The organism is Paenibacillus sp. FSL R7-277, from assembly GCF_000517965.1.
GTDB lineage: Bacteria > Bacillota > Bacilli > Paenibacillales > Paenibacillaceae > Paenibacillus_AQ > Paenibacillus_AQ silagei.
In genome coordinates this window covers 89,946-106,619 of record NZ_ASPX01000069.1, presented here as the reverse complement: position 1 = coordinate 106,619, position 16,674 = coordinate 89,946, and the positions used below count along the sequence as shown (strand labels likewise).

The following is a 16,674-nucleotide window of genomic DNA, read 5'->3' as shown; positions in this document are numbered from 1 at the left end:
TGTGTCCGCATAACTCCCCAGATGACCCCAAAACCTCTAATTTGTAAACACCGAAGGCTAGCAGCCAGCAACGGCGGAGGAGCTCAAATTCAGCACAAAGGGAGCCTCCCGGCCCCCTGTATGCTAACTCTGGCGATTCATTCCCCAGCCTCATTCGCGCTGGCAGCCTGCTCTCCACGTATTTTACTCAATAAAAGCCGATGCTGGACGATGCATCCTTCATCCATTCCCGTTTGCGGCCCTTGTCCAGCTCGCCGCGCATGCCGCGCACAAGAAGCTCCACATCTGCCGTGCCGTTCTCATGCCACTCCAGTGCGGCACTGACATACAGCTCGCCGAGCTGGGTCAGGGAGAAATCCCCGGTCAGACGCGCAGCAGTGGCCGTGCCTTCCTCACCTGCGAAGGCGGAGAAGCCGCGCAGCTGCAGATATTCAAGGCGTAACGCCTCGCTTGGCATCTTGATCTCATAGGCCCGGTCGAAGCGCCCGGCGCGGTTCATGAGACCCGGGTCGATTTTGTCAGGGTAATTGGTCGTGCCGATCAGGAAGATCCCCTCCTTGGAGGTGGCCCCGTCCAGCGTGTTGAGGAAGAAGGAGCGCACCTCCTGCGGCATGGAATCAATATCCTCGATCACCAGCACCATCGGCGCCAGCCGGGCCGCAGCCTCGAACACCTCATTCACCGATTCGCTGCTCGTATACTCCGTAATCTGCCAATAGAGCACCGGTCCCGGCACGCTTCCGGCAATGGATTTGACCAGGGTGGTCTTGCCGTTGCCCGGATGCCCGTAGAGCAGAATCCCCCGCTTGTACGGGATATCATAGGTCACATAGAAGCTGCGGTCGCTGTCGAAGAACTGATCGAGCGAGCGGTAGATCTCTTTTTTGATACCGGCGTCCAAAATCACCTCTTCACGCCTAACCGCACGCGTAATCGGCTCATCCTCACGGGAGATCCCGTTGCGCCGGTCGGTGAACACCGTCACCTTGTTGATATTCTGCTCCCGCTGACGCTTGCGCACATTACCAAGGAAGAACTGCAGCTGCTGATCCGATGCGGCAAATACATAATCCTGAAAGTTAATGCCGTTCTCCTGAAACACCGGAACCCGCGCCAGCGCAATGCCCATCGCCGGATAAGCGAGCACATTATTGCGCACCGACAGATGGATATGGTACTCCGGCTGCTCCTTCTCATCATCGAACACGAAGGTCCGGTCCTCCAGACGGTCAAAAATCCGCGCCACATGCTCCACACCGGCATTCCCGCTCTGCACATCGTTCTCTAGCAGCTTCCAGTATTCGCTGTTGGGGTCATCGCTGGCATACAGCTCGTAACGGACACCGTACCGGGTGTAGAGGGCTTCAAGGATACCGTCCACCAGGCGGGCATACACATCGTAGCCTTTGATAATGCCGGCTCTCTCTTCATCATATTCATAGATTACAGCCGGTTTCTTGTTCTCCTGCTCCATCCTTATTTCGTCCCCTTTATCGCTGCGAGCGGCTTGCATTTGGCCACAACGGCAGCCAGGCCGGCCCCCGTAACGCTTTCTATGATCTCATCTACATTCTTATAGGCTTGGGGGGATTCGTCAATGATAGATTCCAGGGAATGCTGGTTCACGACAATCTCGTCTTCCGTTCCCACCTTCATCGACCGGGAGAATTCCTGGACACTCACCAGCCGCTTCGTGGCCGAGCGGGAGCGGATACGTCCTGCACCATGGCAGATGGAATAATAATTCTCTTCCCCTCCGGGCTGGCCGACCATGATATAAGAGGCCGTACCCATCGAGCCGGGAATCAGCGCCGGATGTCCGGTCCCCGCATAAGGGCGCGGATTATCCGCATGCTCCGCAGGCAGAGCGCGGGTGGCCCCTTTGCGGTGGACGAACTTGCTGCCTGCGGAAGTCTTCTCTTCCCAGGCATAATTGTGCATCAGATCGTAAAGGGTTCGCAGCTCGCACTTCGGGCCGAAGACGTCTCGGAAGCCCTCACGGACTCCATAAGCAATCAGGTGACGGTTCACTACCGCATAGTTCAGCGCCGAGTACATCAGATTAACATAGCGCTGCGCCTGCGGATGCGCCAGAGGCGCATAGATCAAGCGCGGGTCGGCGCTGCCCAGCCCCAGCTGGCCCATGACCTTGGCGAAGGCCGGGGTACAGAATTGATTGACCATGCCGCCCCAGGCCCGTGATCCGGAGAGGATCATGACGACAATCTGCCCGTCCTGAAGCCCCCAGGCTTCCGCCACTTCCCGCTGCTCCTCCGCGATCTCAATCGCCTGAATCTCGACGAAATGGTTGCCGCCGCCAAGAGTTCCGAGCTGGCGGTGGCCCCGGTGCCAGGCCATGTCCGGCAGCTCATTCAGAATCTCTTCGTCGAAGCCCAGCTTGCTGATCTCCACGTGGGAAAGCGCACTTGATTTCTTCGGCGTATAACTGTCCGGGATATATTTGTTCGGCAGGCCGTGCAGTCCCTTGCGTACGATATTCTCCAGCCGGATATCGCTGTAGTGGCCGCGCTGCTGGGCCTCCATCGGCAGATACCGCTCAATGGCCCGGACCAGCTTGCGGCGCAGCTTCACTTCTCGCAGATCATCCACGTGCAGGTTGGTCAGATGCACGCGCATCCCGCAGCCGATGTCGCTGCCCACAATGGACGGCGACACATAGCCTGATTCGGCATCCCATACAGCCGTAGTGCCGATACAGGTTCCGACGCCTACATGCACATCCGGGGTATAGCTCATATATTCGATATTTGGTATCTGCAGATTGTTATTAGCCATCTCCAGGACCTTGTAATCCAGCGTGCCGAACAATTGCTCACTGGCGTAGATTTTGAGGTCGCCGCCCGGAAGGGCCACCTCATGTTTATAGCGGGACATCTCTTCCGCTTGTTGCTTCATGCTATTCATATCTATTTTCATTTCCTCTCAGGTTGGGTTTCCAGGTACACAAAAAAGAGCCGCAGACCAGTTCTGATCATGCGGCTCCCGGCGCGCTAAGTGCAGCTTCCCGTTGAAGCTTGCACCCGTTCAAAGCACACCCGTATTCAGTTCAGACATCAGCAGCAATACCCTGCGCATTATGTCTTCCGGACGAAGGCGATGAGATCAGATCGTACATATGCGGTTGTCAGGTGATCCTGCTGTCTGTTCCGTTCATTTGTTCCAATCATGATCCATCAGCCTCCCTTCTCTAAATGATAAACCCAATAATATATGGCCTTGCAGCACATTGTCAACCCTTATTCTGGTAAAAAATTATTTTACTTAAATTTGGACCAGTCCTGATTGCTGTTCTCCAGCAGATGGCCGAAATCATTCTCCAGCCGCTTCTGCTCCGCCTTGCGCTTATCCTCGGCTGCCTTTAGGACAGCCTCCTTCTTGTCCCGTTCTTCTGCCTTGAGCGCATCGGACTGCGCCTTTAGCTTCTCCAGAACCTCGCCGCTCAGCATATCCTTCAGGGTTGCCGGAGCATCCGTTGCCGCAGGGCGCGGGGCCGGTGTGTTTTTTTTCTTTTTTGCCATGGGAATCATCCTTTCATGCGGCTATAATCCTTCAAATTTGTTTTAGGCACGGGGCTTTTCGTTTATAATGTACAATAAGAGGTGAGCCTAATGAAATCCACAGAGTTATGTCCAAGATTACAAAAAAGCATGGATATTATCGGCAGACGCTGGACGGGCTTAATCATCTATCAGCTTTTGCAGGGTCCCCAGCGCTTCGGGGAAATTGAGTCCTCGCTGCCTGTCAGCGGCCGGCTGCTGTCCGAACGGCTGAAGGAGCTGGAGCAGGAAGGCATCGTGCTGCGCGAGGTGTTCCCTGAGACCCCCGTCCGCATCCAGTATTCGCTTACAGGCAAAGGCCGGGCGCTGGAATCCGTCATCCGCGATCTCCAGGTCTGGTCGGAATCCTGGATTACGGAAGAGGAATGCCGTTCCGCCTTCAGCGCTCCTCCGCAACCTCAATAAGGCCTGTCGATTTATATATTTACAGCTTGCGGCCGATGATGACCAGATCGCGCGGGATGCCGTCAAGCACCGCGACTCCCGGCAAAAGCCCCCACTCCTTGAATTCGAACTTCCGCAGCAGAGCAAGACTGGGCTCGTTATGGCCGAATACGAACCCGACCAGATTCTGCAGCCCAAGGCGCGGACATTCCTCCACCGCCTTGGCCAGCAGAATACTTCCCGCACCGCTGCCGCGGAATTTCTCATTTACATAGACACTAATCTCTGCTGTTCCATTGTAAGCCGGACGTCCGTAGAACGACTGGAAGCTGAACCAGGCGGCGATCTCGCCCCCCTGTCTCAGTACCCACAGCGGCCGGTGATGGCTGTTATGCTCATGGAACCATCCCACCCGCTCCTCTACGCTTATCGGTTCAAGATCCGCAGTTACCACTCTTCCGGCAACCGTTGAATTATAGATCTCCACAATTGCTTCCAAATCCTCTATTACTGCATCCTCTATACTGTAAGCCTGCCAATCCATGCTGTACGTCCTCCTAATTGTGGTATGAACATCCGTAGAGTAATTATACTCCAAGCCGGTCTTATTACGCAGCAGTTCTACAGTTTCAGTAAAGCTGAAGCAACCTCACTGAAACAGCATTATTCAAGCCCGGTCTGTTCCAGACTCCATTTCCATAATCGTGCGGCCGCTTCTGTATCCTCCGCCCGTGGCGTCAGTTCCTTGATCTTGCGGCGGTAATAATATTGCCCGCTTACCCCGTCCAGCTCCGGTGCAGTCGCCAGATAGATGGCCGTATCCGCCCCCTGCTCTGGAGTGAGGAAGAAGTAGGACACCAGCTTCAGAACCCGGCGTCCGAAGCCCGTCTCCCGGTTCACGCCGATGCTCGTTCCCACTGCACCCGGATGCAGGCTGTTCACCGTCACCTGCGTTCCCTTCAGGCACGCAGCCAGCTCACGGGTGAAGAGAATATTCGCCAGCTTGGAGCGGCCGTACGCTTTGGCCGGATTGAAGCCGCGCGACAGCGTATGATCCTCCAGATAGAGCTTGCCGATTTTATACGCTCCCGATGCCACGACAACAATCCGCCCCTGTTCAGCAGCCTTGAGGTTATCCAGCAGCAGGTGGGTCAGCAGAAAGTGCCCCAGATGATTCACGCCCAGATCCAGCTCGTAGCCATCTGCTGTCAGCTCACGCTTCAGCGCTACCACCCCTGCGTTATTGATCAGAACATCCAGCACAGGATATTCGGCAGTGAACGCCCCGGCAAAAGCGCGAATGCTATCGAAGGAAGCGAGATCGCACAGCATCAGCCGGATCTGGCTGGAGCCGCTCTGCCGCACCGCTTCGGCAAGAGCCTCTTCCCCCCGCTTAAGGCTGCGGCAGGCCATAATGACAGTTGCTCCCCTGCGGGCCATTTCCACGGTTGTAGCCAGCCCCATCCCGGAGTTTGCACCGGTGACCAGCACCGTTTTTCCTTGCATGGACATCTTCCCCTCTCCTGCATATAGGTCCTATAGGCAATTGTAGCGGCCTGGCCTAATCCGAGTAAGTATATGCTAGTTAAGGTTATGTTACATCATTTCAGAGGGTTAACATAGTCAAAAAACGACCATTCTTCACTTCCAGTCCGGACGCAGCGCAATCAGCCGGTCATCCTGCGCCTGCGGGTCTCCTCTGCCGTCGCGGTTGTTGGTCATAAGGTACAGAGTACCATCCGGCCCTTCCGCCACATTACGGATTCGCCCGTACTTTTCCTTGAACAGGCTGGTAATGGAAGGCGTTCCGCCCGCAGGCGGCAGCGATACCCTTAGGAGCTGCTGTCCGGCCAGATTGGCAACCAGCAGCTCACCGGCCCAGGGTCCCTGCGTAATGAAGGTCATTCCTGACGGAGCCCAGGTCTCCTCTCCGCTGTGGACCAGCGGAGTCACCAGCTTCGGCTGGCCGTCTCCGGTCTCATCGCCTTCGATCAGCGGCCAGCCATAATTGGCTCCGGCCTTGATGAGATTCAGCTCATCGTGATTGGACTGCCCATGCTCGGAGCTGTAGAGCGCCCCGCTCTCCGGCTGCCAGGCCAGCCCCTGGGCATTGCGGTGACCCATGCTGTAGACCGGCGATCCGGGCCACGGGTTGTCTTCGGGGATGGAGCCGCTGGCCGTAATCCGCAGGATTTTGCCGCCCAGATTATCCTTGTCCTGCGCCAGCTCCGGATCATAGCGGTCACCTGTGGTGATGTACAAGTTCCCTTCCGGGCCAATCTTGATCCGCCCGCCGTTGTGGTTGGTGTCGCCCGGGATATGATCCAGCAGAACCCGGCTGATCTCTGCTGAGCTGCTTCCAATCTGAAGCTGCAGCACCCGGTTCGCCGGTTCGCCCTTTTCGGTACGGTATGTGTGATAGACATAAGCCCGTCCATTCTGCTCAAAATCAGAATCCAGCGCAAGCCCCAAGAGCCCGCCTTCTCCCTTGCTGACAAAAGGATCCGAGAGCTTCAGCAGCGGAGCATCGCGCAGCTTGCCGTTCTCCATGACACGCAGGCTGCCGGAACGCTCTGTAATGAAAATTCGTCCATCCGCTGCAAACGCCATCTCCCAGGGAACCTCCAGTCCGCTGGCTAAAGTCTCAGCAGTATAGGGGAAATCCGGGGATACACCCGGAGCTTCATCAGGCTGGGCGTTGACCGGCGGACTGCCTTCTGCCCCATTCTCCTGCAGACTATCCTCCTGTGCAGCGGAAGTGCAGCCTGACAGCAACGTTATCAGCAAGACCAGTGTTACACGCAGCAGACAGGTCCGGGAGAGTAACCTTATTTTTGATCCATTCATATTCCTAACCTCCTTCAAGTATTATCAGATCCTGATTGTGGCAACTATTACCCTGTGCTTCTCTTCCTCAAACGACTGAGGCTGCAGTGATAACGGGAGGTGCAGCATCCATTTTTATGAATTATAATGGGAACATTGCTGTTCAAGCGTGTAGATGAAAGGGGAACTAATGAAATGAATGCAGCTCTGCAACAACTGGAGCAGGACATGGCAGCCGCAAGCCTGGATGCCCTGCTCGTAACCGATCCCAAGCATGTGTACTATTTGACGGGCTTTGCCAGCAACCCGCATGAACGTTTTCTGGGCCTGCTGCTGATCCGGGGCGAGAACCCGGTGCTGATCGTTCCGGCGCTGGACGCCGAAGCGGCGCATGCCGCCTCCTCGGTGAAGACGATTCTGACACACAGTGACACGGACAACCCGTACGCTCTGCTGAAGTCACGTTTCGGCAATGTTAGTCCGGGCAGCATCGGCATCGAGAAGGAACACTTCTCCGTCAGCCGGTATGAACTCCTCGCAGAAGCGGTCGCCGCCGGTTCCTACCAGGATATCGGCCATCTGCTACGGGCGATGCGCGCGGTCAAGACCCCGGAGGAAGTGCGCGTCATGAAGCATGCCGCTGAGCTGGTCGAGGAGGTTCTCCGTCAGGGCCTGAAGCATGTCAAAGCCGGAGTCAGCGAGATTGAACTGGTAGCGGAGCTGGAGTATCTGATGAAAAAAACCGGTGCCTCCGGCCCCTCCTTCGACACGATGGTGCTGTCCGGTCCGAAAACGGCCCTCCCACACGGCGTACCGGGCGAACGCCTTATTCAGCCGGGCGATCTGCTTATGTTCGACCTCGGTGTGTATGCCGGAGGCTACGCTTCCGATATTACCCGCACCTTCGCTGTAGGTGAAGTGGACAGCAGACTGCGTGATATATATAGTGCTGTGCTTGCTGCCAATGAAGCGGGCATTGCCGCCTCCGTGGCCGGAGCGTCCTTCGGTTCTGTCGACAAGGCGGCACGTGATGTCATTGACGCCGCAGGTTACGGGGAGTACTTCATGCACCGTGTCGGACACGGGCTGGGCATGGACACCCATGAATATCCTTCGCTGCACGGGCTGAATACGGATATTATCCAGAACGGCAACGTCTTCACCGTAGAGCCGGGGATTTATGTGCCGGGCCTCGGCGGTGTGCGCATTGAGGATGATGTGCTGGTCACCGCCGAAGGTCCGCAGACGTTGACCCGCTTCCCCAAAGAATGGACAGTGCTTAACCTGTAATTCTGCTGAGCGTTCAGGAAGCCTCAAACTTAGCGCGCGAGCCCACTATAAATCACGGCACACAAAAGCCCCAGTCTCCCGATCTTCGGGGCTGGGGCTTTATAATGGGGAGACTTACTCCCGGATAACAGGCTTCTGCTCTTCTTCGGCAAATTTGAAGGAACGGCCCAGATACAGCACCGGCGTGCCGGCGGCCGTGAGGATGAACTTGGACAGGTAGGTGGTCAGCAGAATCTCGGTCCACACCTTCATGTCATAGGTTCCGGCAAAAGCAATCGTACAGAAGATCAGCGTATCGACAAAGGAGCTGATCATCGTGCTGCCGTTCGAGCGAATCCATAGCTGCTTAGAGCTGCCGTAATATTTTCGTATCCAGGCGTAGAGCCGTACATCCAGGAACTGGCTGATACAATAAGCGGTCAGACTGCCCAGCGCCAGTCTCGGCATCAGGCCGAATATCGTCTGCAGCGCGGATTGGGCAATGTCCGTCTCCTGCGGCTTGAACACCAGCACCATCTGCATAATGACGGTCGTCATCAGCAGTGTGAAGAAGCCGAACCACACAGCGCTCCGCGCTTCAGCCCGGCCGTACCGCTCATTGAGCAGGTCACTGGTCATATAGAGCGTAACATACATCGTATTGCCCAGCGTCATCACGATATCGAACGGCATCGCAATGGTCTTGGCGACCTGGATATTAGCGACTACGGTCGCCATGCCGACCCAGGCGTAGAGCCCTTTTTTACCGAATAAGCGGTAGCACAGCAGAAAAAACACAAAATTAACGACAACAAAACAAACGCCCCACAACAAATTAAACATAATGCCTGGTATTCCTCCTAGTTTTGGTTACGCGGGATGGTTACGAACCGCGGATCGCAGTAGTCAAGAAACAAAACATTATTACTCTATCACATACAAAGCTAACATGCTATGAAATTTTAAATTTTCAGAAAAACGGCATTTCGTTGCTTCTTTTTGCCGAAATAGTGATAGAGTCATTAAATATTCAGTTATTTCTGAAAATAATGCAGTATATTGCAAATTTTCACTATTCAACCGGAGGTTAATTCTATAGAATATGGAGATTAAGATGCATTTCACGTAAAAAGGAGCGAATGCCATGTTTGGCTTCAAAAAATCAATTAGTCGCAAATTTACGCTGTTGCTGTTTGTCGTTTTGCTACTCACTTCTCTTACGTTGAGTATCAGCTTCTACATTATATCTATCGGCACCATTAACAGCTATGTCATTCCGCAGATCGACAAGTCTCTGAGTGCCGCCGCCCAGGATGCCTATAAGAACCTGAATGCAACCAGTGCGCAGCAGACCCTGAACAAGAATGAGCAGGCCAGGACCAATGTCGAATTCTATTTGGAAGACAAGCGTAAAAAGCTGGATGTGGATACTCTCTTCCTCATCAATCTGAAGGATGGCCAGGCCACTGTCCTGACCGCAGATCATGGCGCCAAGCTCCAGCCGGATGAAGCCTTAGAAGTATCGCCTGCCATGGAGCAAGCCTCCAAAGGAAAGACAGGGCTTAGTGAAATCTATAGTGATAGCCACGGTATACATAAAAGTGCCTATGTCGGTGTTCCCGGAACAACCATGATTGTAGCTGCAAGCGCCGATATGAACTTCGTCCAAGACAAAATGAGCAGCATCCTGTGGACAAGCGCAGGAATTACCCTGCTGGCGCTGGTGGTAGGCGTCACTGCCGCTGGCTTCATGAGCCGCAGAATCACCCGTCCGATCTCTAAGCTTGCGGCCTACAGCAACAAGCTGGCGGGCGGCGACTTCACTGAAGCACTCACGCTTAAGGGTACCGATGAAGTCGGACAGCTCTCCGAGAGCTTCCGCATCATGAGTGAGCGCTTGAAGGAGATGATCGGACATGTGCTGGATACCTCCGGGACAGTAGTGGCCGATTCCAATGATCTGAAGACGCGTGTCCAGATCCTTAATGAGATGGCTGAACATTCAGCGGCCTCTGTGGAAGAGATCGGCAAGGGCAGTACCATGATTGCCAGCAGCGCGATGGATAACTCCCGCGCCATGGATGAGATCAATATGGGCATCCAGCATATTGCCTCCGCTGCCGGTGAGGTCACCGAGCAGATCAGCGAGGCTTCCACCGAAGCCCAGAGCGGCAATGATATTGCCCAGAGTGCAGTGGAGCAGATGCGCCAGGTAGAGCAGGCCTCCGAACAGTCACTGGAGCAGTTCCGCTTGATGAACGAACGCTCGCTGATGATCGGTGAAGTCGTGCAGGGGATTACGGAGATTACCAAGCAGATTCAGATGCTGTCGCTCAATGCTTCCATTGAGGCTGCCCGTGCCGGGGAGCATGGCCGCGGATTCGCTGTGGTGGCCGGAGAAGTGCGCAAGCTCTCCGAGCAGTCCAAGGAGTCCAATGAGCAGATCCGTGAATTCCTGCTGAGTCTGCAGGAGGATATGAACCAGTCCGTATCCGAAATGAATCATGTCAACGCTGAAGTGGCTTCCGGAGTGAATAAGGTGGTCGAAGCAGGCAACGCCTTCAACCACCTGCTGATCCTCATTCAGAGCATCAATCACAGCATCCAGTCCGTCTCTGCCGCAACCCAGCAGATCTCAGCAGGTACCGAGGAAGTCAGTGCCTCTGTAGAAGAAACGGCGCAGATTACCGCCAAGTCGCAGCAGAACGCAGACACGCTTGCCGACAACTCGGCACGCCAGCATGAAGAGCTGGAGGGCCATGCCCTAACTGTCGAGCACCTCTACCAGCAGGCCGTGAAGCTGCAGAAGGCCGCTCAGCAGTTTAAGATTTGAGGGTGCTAAGAGCGGTCATGTGGAGATAGCGGGAGCGCTTATAGTTGTGAATTGATTTTCAAACGGTATCTTGTTTAGTGGAAGGGCGTGCTGGGACTATTGGGAGTCCTGCGACCTCTGTGAATGCTGCCGCCGTTAGCTTGATGCAGGATTTAGTTGGATAATTGTATCTTAATTCGGAAATTTTGGATCGTTAGAGGATTTTAGTTGGAAAAGTGTAACTTATTTTCGGATGAATTCTCTTTTTTCGGTAATTCCAGCTTTTTTAAGTGCCTTTTTTCCAACTATTGCTTGGTAAGGTGCCGGTGGTGCATGAACAAGTGCCGAAAATCCAACTATTTTTGACGCTGATACTGATGCTGATACAGAGCTTGAAATCCGCCGGACCAGCTAATACAATAGAAAAGCAGTTCCCGAGGCGATGTGGCCTTTGGAACTGCTTTTTTTTGGAAAAGTGAAGGTTGTTGCTCAGTGCCTTGGCGCCCATAAAATGACGGATACCCCGATGACACAGATGCCGGCCCCGATCCAGTCGTAGAGATCCGGCGTCTTGCGGTCCACCAGCCAGCCCCACAGTACAGCCAGTACGATGAATACTCCGCCATAAGCGGCGTATACCCGGCCAAACGAAGGAAACTTCTGCAGGGTCGGGATTATACCATAGGCGATCAGGATAACCGAGCCTGCTAATCCATACCATAACGGGCGCGATTCCCGCAGCCAGAGCCAGACGAGGTATCCGCCGCCGATCTCAGCGAGACCAGCTACAACAAACAGCAGCACTGCAAGCAGCATGGCTATTCTCCCCCTCCAGGCAGACCCATGGTTGCATATACCGCAGCCATATTCAAATGGGACTCCACAGCATCTGCCAGCCGGTCAAATTCCTGTTCACGGAGTTCGGCAGCCGAGAAGGTCGCCGTTAGCGGTGTCAGCCCCTTGGAGCTGCGCAGTCCGTTCAGCCAGCTCCGGCGCAGGGCATCGTTATGGAACAGCCCGTGCAGATAGCTGCCCCAGACTCTACCGTCCCAGGTTCCCCAACCCTCCGGCACAGCCTGTCCTTCCGGTCCGGCCAGCGTAAACAGGCTGAGTACAGAAGACGGATCGTGGTTCGTGGTTGTTCCCATATGTATCTCATAACCAGCGACAGGCAAAACTTCCGGTGTTACACCATTGGCTGTGGTGCTTAACCGCAGGGGATGATCCGCAGCCAGCCCGCCGCTCACCCGCACCGTAGTCTTGTGCTGGAGAAAAGCTGTCGAGAGCGGCAGATATCCCAGCCCCTCGCTCTCTCCCGGCTCCGCACTCTCTACGGCATGGGGATCCAGCAGCTTCAAGCCCAGCATCTGATACCCGCCGCAGATTCCGGCAAGCTGCTCTGTTCCCCGCTCCAGCGCACGCTCGATTGCAGCAGGGAAACCCTGCTCGCGCAGATATTGCAGGTCAGCAGCGGTGTTCTTCGTGCCCGGCAGGATAATTACATCGGGCGTTCCCAGCTCATCTGCCGACTGCACGTAGCGTAAGACGGTATCCGGCTCCTCCTCCAGCGGATCGAAATCGGTGAAGTTGGAGATCCGCGGATAACGGATGACCGCGATATCAAGCTCCTTCGCGGAATCCTCCCGCTGACGGCCGGACGTTCCATCCAGTACTACGGAATCCTCCGCCTCAATTCGCAGCTGCGGCAGGAACGGCAGCACCCCGAGTACCGGGATGCCTGTGCGCTCCTCCAGCCAGTCCAGTCCAGGCTGTAACAGGGAGACATCCCCGCGGAATTTATTGATGATGAAGCCCTTGACCCGGGCGCGTTCATGCGGCTCCAGCAGCTCCAGGGTGCCGACGATGAAGGCGAAGACCCCGCCGCGGTCAATGTCGGCGACCAGCAGCACAGGCGCATCCGCCCATCCGGCCAGATTCATATTGACGATATCCCGGCTTTTAAGATTGATTTCCGCCGGACTGCCCGCACCCTCCATCAGCACAATATCATAAGCCTCCCGCAGCCTCCCGAGCGCATCCATTACGGTGTACTTAGCTTCGGGAAGGAACTTCTCGCGGTATTCCCTCGCGCTGAGGGCGGCATGCGGCACCCCATGCACGACAATCTGCGCACTCATCTCCCCGGAGGGCTTCAGCAGAATCGGATTCATATCGCTGGTAGCCGTAATGCCGAAGGCTTCCGCCTGCATCCCCTGGGCACGGCCGATTTCCTTGCCGTCCGCTGTGACATAGGAATTCAGCGCCATATTCTGCGACTTGAACGGGGCCGTCCGGTAGCCGTCCCGGGTCATAATCCGCCCGATGGCGGCAGTGACCAGGCTTTTGCCGACATCGGAGGCTGTCCCCTGGATCATCAGCACGGCGCCGGGCCGCCGAGGCCCGGCTTCCGCTGACCGGGCTGAGCCTAGTGCGCCTATTGCGCCTATATATGAGGCTGTATCTTCCATCTTCATCTTCCTCGCTTTCTTGCTGCTGCCGGCGCTTAGTGGCGGCGCAGGTGTTGGTCGCTGGGCGATGCGGCGTATAGGTGTAGGGCCGGCGCGGCGCACAAGGACAGGGCGAAGCAGCGATTAGTTACACGAAACCACCTAGTATGTCTTCGGTTTTCCGCATACATTTGGCCGGATTACCTTCGCGCTACCGATTGTGTTCGGTTTTCCGCATACATTTGGCTGGAATACCTCCGCGCTACCGATTGTGTTCGGTTTTCCGCATACATTTGGCCGGAATACCTTCGCGCTACCGATTGTGTTCGGTTTTCCGCATGCATTTGGCCAGATTACCTTCGCGCCACCGATTGTGTTCGGTTTTCCGCATACATTTGGCCCATCGAATTTACTTTTTCAGTCCTTAAGGATTCGCCGTGCCCCGGTTAGGGTGCAAGGGGTGGCCTAATTGCAGTTTGTACAACTAAATCGCCTGGTCTGCCGCCGAATTTCCGTTTAGCTGTATTTCGTGCAATTCAACAGCCTCTAGATCTGGATTTTCGCCCATTCAGGTAAATTTAGTTGTACAGACTACAGTTACAAGAAGAAAGCCTGCCGTTTCACTGTTTTTAGTTGCACAGAATACATTTATCACTGATTGTTCGCTACGTGCGCAGCGCGAAGCGGCGCTTAAATGCTGCGTAGGAACGGCTCATAATTCAGACGGACGCGGATACGGGCGGTTGCCGCGCAGCCCGCTAAGGCAGGTTGTGCTGGGCCAGTACCAGCACAAGCAGGACCACCGTCTCCAGCAGCTCGCCCAGCGCGCCGTAGACGTCGCCGGTGAGCCCGCCGAGCCGGCTGCCCATCCGCCGCGCAGCGAGCCGGCCGCAGGCCGCCGCAGCCAGCGGCGCCAGAATGGCCGCAGCCGCCAGCAGCGGCCAGGCCCCGCTGCCCGCGCCCAGCGCCAGAGGCGCAGCGGCAGCGGCCAGCGTCAGCAGTGCGGCGCTCAGGCCCGCGCGCCGCTCCTGCCGGGCAGGCAGCCCGCCGAAGGTGGCGGCCAGCCCTTCATTGCCGCGGGCCAGGGGATAGCGGGCCATCGCCCGCACCATGTACCAGCGGCCCCAGACCGGCGGCAGCAGGAGCAGCGGCAGCAGGCTGAAGCTGCCACCTTCGAGCCATGCCGCCAGCAGCGAGGCCTTCAGCAGCAGGAGCAGCACGCAGGCCAGCACGCCCATAGCGCCGACACGGCTGTCCTTCATGATCTCCAGCATCCGCTCCCTGGAGCGGTAGCTGAGCAGGGCATCGGCGCTGTCCATCCAGCCGTCCAAATGCAGCCCGCCGGTCAGCCCCACCCACAGGATGAGGGTGACGACAGCGGCAGGCCAAGCCGGCAGCAGCCAGCCAGCCGCTGCGGCACCGAGCGCCGTGCTAAGGCCGATGGTTGCCCCGACGAGCGGGTAATAGACCACGCTCGCGCGCAGCAGCTCCGGCGAGAACTCCCCGCTGCTTCTGACCGGAAACCGCGTCAGGAACTGAAACGCGGCTGCGGCATTTCCCCGCGCACTCACAGAAGATACTCCCGGCTTCTCAGCTCAACCGGGATTCCGGCGGTAACAAGAAATACCTGCCCGCACCGGGCAGCAAGCCGGGCGTTCATCCTTCCGGCCAAATCACGGTACAGCCGGCCCAGCGGATACTCCGGCACAATGCCGCCGCCGACCTCATTGGTAACGAGGATCAGCGTTCCCTCGAAGCCGGAGACCGCCTGCTCCAGACCGGCAATTTCATCCTCCACGAATTTTTGCCTGTCGCTCCTCTCCTCCACAGCCAGCAGCTGATTCGACAGCCAGAGCGTCAGGCAGTCCACCAGCACAGTCTGGCCGCTGCCGGAGAGCTGCTCCAGCAGTGCTGCGAGCTTAAGCGGCTCCTCCAGTGTCTCCCACTGGAAGCCGTCCGCGTCCGCCTGCCGCTGCTGCCGGTGCAACGCAATCCGCGCTTCCATCTCCGCATCAAAAGCCTGTCCGGTTGCCACATAGACCGCCTGCCGTGAGTCAGCCAGCTTGCGGGTCAGACGCTCGGCGAAGCCGCTTTTGCCGCTGCGTGCCCCACCTGTGACCAGAATGCTCATACGCTCTCCGATCCGGAGACGCCCGCACTCTCGAAGGTTGCCATCTCACGCATAATCCGGCAGACCGCTTCGATGAAATGCAAACACAGCGCGCCCCCAGTGCCTTCTCCCAGCCGCAGGCCCATATCAATCAGCGCTTCCAGGCCGAGGCGGTCCAGCATCAGCTTATGCCCCTGCTCACCAGAGACATGGGAAGCGATCATATACGCTGTGGATTCCGGCGCCAGTGCCCGGGCGATCAAGGCTGCCGCCCCGGAGATGAAGCCGTCCAGAATAACCGGAATCCGCAGGGACGCCGCTCCGAGAATCAGCCCGGCCAGCCCGGCAATCTCAAGCCCCCCGACCTTGGCGAGCACATCAACCGGATCTGCGGGGTCAGGGTTATTCACCTCGAGGGCACGTTCAATTACCGAGATTTTGTGCTGGAGCCGCTCATCGTTAATGCCTGTCCCCCGCCCAGCCGCCGTCTCTGCCGGAATGCCTTCGAGTGCGCACAAGACCGCCGCACTGGCTGTCGTATTCCCGATGCCCATCTCCCCGGTAATGAAAATCTCCGTTCCATTCTTCACCGCCTCCTGCGCCACATGAACTCCGGCCAGAATCGCGCGCAGTGCATCCTCCCGGCTCATCGCCGGGCCTGCTGCCATATTGTCTGTGCCCCGGCGGACCTTACGGTTAATCAGCTGCGGGTGCTCGATATCGCCGTTGATCCCGATGTCCACGAACTGTACCTCAGCACCGCCCTGACGGGCCAGCACATTCACCGCCGCCCCGCCGCTGAGGAAGTTATAGGCCATCTGCATGGTGACCTCCTGCGGAAAAGCACTGACGCCTTCACAGCAGACCCCATGGTCTGCGGCCATAACCACTACCGTTCGTTTGCTGTAGCAGGGCTGCTCTACTTTGGAGATTCCGGCCAACCGGACAGCCAGCGCCTCCAGCCGCCCGAGGCTTCCGGGCGGCTTGGTCAGACTGTTCAGGCGGAGCACCGCGCGCAGTGTAGCTTTTTCGTCAGGCGGGGCGATCCGTCCGGTTACTTCTTGAATGGCTGTGATCATTAATAATGCCTCCTATTAGATAGTGCGGAAGCGGGCTCCCGCTGCAAGAATACATCTGTGTCTGCTGATCAGGTTACGTTGAAGTTGTGTAACAGTCATTAAGTTTAAATTCGCAAGTATTGCAGGCCATGCCGCTCGTTAGTGAACAGAAGAGTCTAAGCCTGTATGA

15 protein-coding genes are annotated in these 16,674 nt (G+C 56.7%); 3 read left to right on the top strand and 12 right to left on the bottom strand.

Features of this window, described 5'->3' with window-relative positions:
* Positions 1-187 precede the first annotated feature (187 nt).
* From C173_RS19705 to C173_RS19695, 3 genes are all read right to left on the bottom strand, one after another.
* Positions 188-1,474 carry an ATP-binding protein gene (locus tag C173_RS19705; protein WP_036727614.1) on the bottom strand — a complete coding sequence of 429 codons (1,287 nt, stop codon included), beginning with the start codon at positions 1,472-1,474 and terminating at the stop codon, positions 188-190.
* A gap of 2 nt (positions 1,475-1,476) precedes the next feature.
* Entirely contained in the window at positions 1,477-2,916 is a 1,440-nt protein-coding gene (locus tag C173_RS19700; RefSeq protein WP_036727919.1) for an RtcB family protein, read from the bottom strand.
* A 362-nt stretch (positions 2,917-3,278) separates the two neighbouring features.
* Positions 3,279-3,539, bottom strand: a complete 261-nt coding sequence (locus C173_RS19695) for a YqkE family protein (RefSeq protein ID WP_036727612.1) — start codon at positions 3,537-3,539, stop codon at positions 3,279-3,281.
* A 90-nt stretch (positions 3,540-3,629) separates the two neighbouring features.
* On the opposite strand from C173_RS19695, the gene C173_RS19690 reads away from it, so the two are divergent.
* Positions 3,630-3,983 carry a winged helix-turn-helix transcriptional regulator gene (locus C173_RS19690; protein WP_036727611.1) on the top strand — a complete coding sequence of 118 codons (354 nt, stop codon included), beginning with the start codon at positions 3,630-3,632 and terminating at the stop codon, positions 3,981-3,983.
* Between the two features lie 19 nt (positions 3,984-4,002).
* Here C173_RS19690 and C173_RS19685 read toward each other — a convergent pair whose 3' ends face one another.
* The 3 genes from C173_RS19685 to C173_RS19675 form a co-directional block, all read right to left on the bottom strand.
* Positions 4,003-4,506, bottom strand: a complete 504-nt coding sequence (locus C173_RS19685; protein ID WP_036727609.1) for a GNAT family N-acetyltransferase — start codon at positions 4,504-4,506, stop codon at positions 4,003-4,005.
* 119 nt (positions 4,507-4,625) lie between these two features.
* Positions 4,626-5,468, bottom strand: a complete 843-nt coding sequence (locus C173_RS19680) for an SDR family oxidoreductase (protein WP_036727917.1) — start codon at positions 5,466-5,468, stop codon at positions 4,626-4,628.
* Positions 5,469-5,603: 135 nt separating this feature from the next.
* On the bottom strand, positions 5,604-6,809 hold the full coding sequence (locus C173_RS19675; RefSeq protein ID WP_081751247.1) for a PQQ-dependent sugar dehydrogenase: 1,206 nt from the start codon (positions 6,807-6,809) through the stop codon (positions 5,604-5,606).
* Between the two features lie 174 nt (positions 6,810-6,983).
* On the opposite strand from C173_RS19675, the gene C173_RS19670 reads away from it, so the two are divergent.
* Positions 6,984-8,078 carry a M24 family metallopeptidase gene (locus C173_RS19670; RefSeq protein WP_036727914.1) on the top strand — a complete coding sequence of 365 codons (1,095 nt, stop codon included), beginning with the start codon at positions 6,984-6,986 and terminating at the stop codon, positions 8,076-8,078.
* Between the two features lie 114 nt (positions 8,079-8,192).
* Here C173_RS19670 and C173_RS19665 read toward each other — a convergent pair whose 3' ends face one another.
* Positions 8,193-8,900, bottom strand: a complete 708-nt coding sequence (locus tag C173_RS19665; RefSeq protein WP_036727608.1) for a queuosine precursor transporter — start codon at positions 8,898-8,900, stop codon at positions 8,193-8,195.
* A gap of 379 nt (positions 8,901-9,279) precedes the next feature.
* On the opposite strand from C173_RS19665, the gene C173_RS19660 reads away from it, so the two are divergent.
* Positions 9,280-10,890 (top strand): methyl-accepting chemotaxis protein, encoded by a 1,611-nt coding sequence (locus tag C173_RS19660; RefSeq protein WP_235191958.1) that lies wholly within the window; start codon positions 9,280-9,282, stop codon positions 10,888-10,890.
* Between the two features lie 468 nt (positions 10,891-11,358).
* Here C173_RS19660 and C173_RS19655 read toward each other — a convergent pair whose 3' ends face one another.
* The 5 genes from C173_RS19655 to cobT all read right to left on the bottom strand — a co-directional run bounded on the left by C173_RS19655 (position 11,359) and on the right by cobT (position 16,505).
* On the bottom strand, positions 11,359-11,685 hold the full coding sequence (locus tag C173_RS19655) for a YnfA family protein (RefSeq protein WP_036727604.1): 327 nt from the start codon (positions 11,683-11,685) through the stop codon (positions 11,359-11,361).
* 2 nt (positions 11,686-11,687) lie between these two features.
* Positions 11,688-13,244 carry a cobyric acid synthase gene (locus C173_RS19650; RefSeq protein ID WP_036727912.1) on the bottom strand — a complete coding sequence of 519 codons (1,557 nt, stop codon included), beginning with the start codon at positions 13,242-13,244 and terminating at the stop codon, positions 11,688-11,690.
* 830 nt (positions 13,245-14,074) lie between these two features.
* Positions 14,075-14,887: an adenosylcobinamide-GDP ribazoletransferase gene (gene cobS, locus C173_RS19645; RefSeq protein WP_036727603.1), complete on the bottom strand. Its 813-nt coding sequence runs from the start codon at positions 14,885-14,887 to the stop codon at positions 14,075-14,077.
* Positions 14,884-15,447, bottom strand: a complete 564-nt coding sequence (gene cobU, locus C173_RS19640; RefSeq protein ID WP_036727601.1) for a bifunctional adenosylcobinamide kinase/adenosylcobinamide-phosphate guanylyltransferase — start codon at positions 15,445-15,447, stop codon at positions 14,884-14,886. The genes cobS and cobU overlap by 4 nt, the downstream gene beginning before the upstream one ends.
* Positions 15,444-16,505: a nicotinate-nucleotide--dimethylbenzimidazole phosphoribosyltransferase gene (gene cobT / locus C173_RS19635; RefSeq protein WP_036727600.1), complete on the bottom strand. Its 1,062-nt coding sequence runs from the start codon at positions 16,503-16,505 to the stop codon at positions 15,444-15,446. Before cobT ends, cobU begins: the two co-directional genes overlap by 4 nt.
* Between the last annotated feature and the right edge of the window lie 169 nt (positions 16,506-16,674).